We start from the raw sequence: 2935 nt of genomic DNA on the forward strand, positions 1-2935 counted from the left end.
ATTCTGGATTTCACGCGCGCCTACACGATGGTGCGTTTTTTCGACAGCGACATGCTGCAGCTGAGCACCTGCTGCCGCTGCTCGGGCCAGTTCGTCGCGCATGCGCACGACCACAAGAGCGGCTACGTGTGCGTGCTCTGCAGGCCGCCGTCGCGAGCGGGCAAGGCGCGCGGCGCCAAGCGCGGCGCCGATGGCGAGGCCGGCGCGCTCGGCATCGAAGGCATGGGTTTTGGCGTGGAGGCGGCGCCGGGCGGCGCGGGCCTCCACTGACACGGACCCTGCCCGCCGGGCAGGGCTTTTGAATCGACGCCTCAAGGGCAATAGGGGAAGCGCGTGCTCCTTTTGGTTGGGTATCTGGTGGTGGTTGGCGCCGTCTTCGGCGGCTATGCGCTCATGGGCGGGCACTTCGGCGTGCTGTTCCAGCCGGTCGAGCTGCTGATGATCGGCGGCGCCGCGCTGGGCGCCTTCCTGGCCGGCAACAACGGCAAGACGATCAAGGCCACGCTCAAGGAGCTGCCGCTGCTCTTGCGCTCGTCCAAGCACAACCGGCAGCTCTACCTGGACCTGCTCGCGCTGCTCTACGAGCTGCTGGCCAAGGCGCGCAAGGAAGGGATGATGAAGCTGGAGTCCGACGTGGAGGACCCGGCGCAAAGCGAGATCTTCCGCCGCTACCCCGAGATCCTGGCCGATGCCGGCGTGATGGAGTTCCTGTGCGACTACCTGCGCCTGGTCATCAGCGGCAACACCGATGCGTTCGAGATTGAGGCGCTGATGGACCACGAGATCGAGACCATCAAGCACGAGGCCGAGATGCCCGTGCACAGCCTCTCGCGCGTGAGCGATGCGCTGCCCGCGCTGGGCATCGTCGCGGCCGTGATGGGCGTGGTGCATGCGCTGGGCTCGGCCGATTTGCCGCCCTCGGAAATGGGCGCGCTCATCGCGCACGCCATGGTGGGCACCTTCCTTGGCGTGCTGCTGGCCTACGGCTTTGTCTCGCCGCTGGCTTCGCTGATCGACCAGAAGGTGTCCGAGGGCATGAAGCTGTACCAGTGCACCAAGGTCACGCTGCTTGCGAGCCTCAACGGCTACGCGCCGCAGCTGGCGGTGGAGTTCGGCCGCAAGGTGCTGTTCTCGACCGAGCGGCCCAGCTTCACCGAGCTGGACAGCCACGTGCGCGAAGTCAAGGCGCGCTGAGCGGCGCGGCGCATCGTCATGAGCACCGAAAAGCACAGGGTCGTGGTCAGGCGCGTGGCCGCCCATGGGGGCGGCGGGCACGGCGGCGGCTGGAAGATCGCCTATGCCGACTTCATGACCGCCATGATGGCGTTCTTCCTCGTGATGTGGCTCTTGTCCAATACCTCGCCGAAGCAGCGCGAGGGCATCGCCGAGCACTTCCGCATGCCGCTGAAGGTGGCGCTCAGCGGCGGCGAGAAGAGCAGCACCAGCATCAGCGTGGTGCCCGGCGGCGGCATGGACCCGAGCACGCGGGCCGACGGCGAGGTGCAGCGCGCCGACGCCGAGGACGACGCCGATGCGGACCGCCTGGCCAGCATGAAGGAGCGGCTGGACAAGCTCATCGAGAACAGCCCGGTGTTCCGCCAGTTCCGCTCGCAGATCCTGATCGACATCACCACTGAGGGGCTGCGCCTGCAGATCGTGGACAACGAGAACCGCCCGATGTTCGATCTGGCCAGTGCGCAGGTGGTGCCGCACATGCGCGCCATCCTGCGCGAGCTCGGCCCCACGCTCAACGAGCTGCCCAACAAGATCACGCTGTCGGGCCACACCGATGCCTTCGTCTACAGCAACGGCGACCGCTCCTACGGCAACTGGGAGCTGTCGGCCGACCGGGCCAACGCCTCGCGGCGCGAGCTGGTGATGGGCGGCATGGCGGAGAACAAGGTGCTGCGCGTGGTCGGCCTGGCCGACAGCATGCACCTGGACCGCAGCAATCCGCGCAACCCGATCAACCGGCGCATCAGCATCATCCTGCTGAACCACCGCACCCAGCAGCAGATCGAGAACGAGAACAGCGGCGGTGGGGGCGCCGGCGCCATCCTGCCGGCAAGGGCGAAGGCTTCGCCGCCGCCACTGCTTTCCGCGCCCACCGACAACCTCAAGGTGACCGTCAAAGGGTCGCCGGCAGCCACGCACCCCTAAAGACATTGACGCCGGCACGCATGCACGCCGGTTCGGAGCAACGATGGATCTCAGTCAGTTCACACAGGCATTTTTTGTCGAAGCCGTCGAGCTTCTGGCGCAGATGGAGCAGCTGCTTCTCGAGCTGGACGCCGAGGCGCCCGACAGCGAGCAGCTCAACGCCATCTTCCGTGCCGCGCATTCGATCAAGGGCGGCGCGGCCACCTTCGGCTTCGTTGCGCTGACCGACACCACCCATCTTCTGGAAACCCTGCTGGACCGCGCGCGCCACGGCCAGCTGACGCTGAGCCGCTCGATGATCGATTCATTCCTGGAAACGAAGGACGCCTTGCAAGAACAACTGATTGCCTACCAGGCCGAGAACGAACCCGACCCCGAGCGCGTGGCGCACATCTGCGAGGTGCTGCGCCAGCTGGCGCTGGAGAGCGGCGGTGCCCAGGCGGCGCCTGCACCGGCACCCGTGCCCGCGCCCGCACCCATTGCCACTGCCACCACCGCGGCGCCCGCACCGGGCGGGGCGCTGCGCATCCGCTTCTCGCGCCTGTCCGACAGCGAGTGCGAGCTGCTCGCCGACGAGCTCGGCAACCTCGGCAAGCTGCTGTCGCGCACGCGCAGCGGCGACCAGCTCACGGTGCTGCTCGACACCAGCTGCGCGCCCGACGACATCGTGGCCGTGTGCTGCTTCGTCATCGACGAGTCGCAGATCGAGATCACGGCCGAGCCGGCTGGCGGCGATGCGGCTCCTGCGGCCGCGCCCATTGCAGCGGCGCCGGCC

Annotated in this window: 4 protein-coding genes; all 4 read left to right on the plus strand. The window is 67.7% G+C overall.

The window, feature by feature from the left end:
* A partial coding sequence (locus tag AC1DOC_RS27300) for a FlhC family transcriptional regulator (RefSeq protein ID WP_478130882.1) occupies nucleotides 1-270 on the plus strand: 270 nt, incomplete at its 5' end.
* Nucleotides 271-333: 63 nt separating this feature from the next.
* Nucleotides 334-1194, plus strand: coding sequence for a flagellar motor stator protein MotA (gene motA, locus AC1DOC_RS27305; protein WP_015866932.1), 861 nt, complete (start codon nucleotides 334-336; stop codon nucleotides 1192-1194).
* 18 nt (nucleotides 1195-1212) lie between these two features.
* Entirely contained in the window at nucleotides 1213-2160 is a 948-nt protein-coding gene (motB, locus tag AC1DOC_RS27310; protein ID WP_015866931.1) for a flagellar motor protein MotB, read from the plus strand.
* A gap of 43 nt (nucleotides 2161-2203) precedes the next feature.
* Nucleotides 2204-2935: Hpt domain-containing protein (locus AC1DOC_RS27315; protein WP_478084614.1), on the plus strand; the 732-nt coding region annotated here is incomplete at its 3' end.

It is taken from the genome of Variovorax sp. 01T439_2, assembly GCF_056398445.1.

What these genes read in the sequence shown, in the direction of transcription:
- motB (WP_015866931.1), top strand. Translation starts at nt 1,213, where the DNA reads ATGAGCACCGAAAAGCACAGGGTCGTGGTCAGGCGCGTGGCCGCCCAT.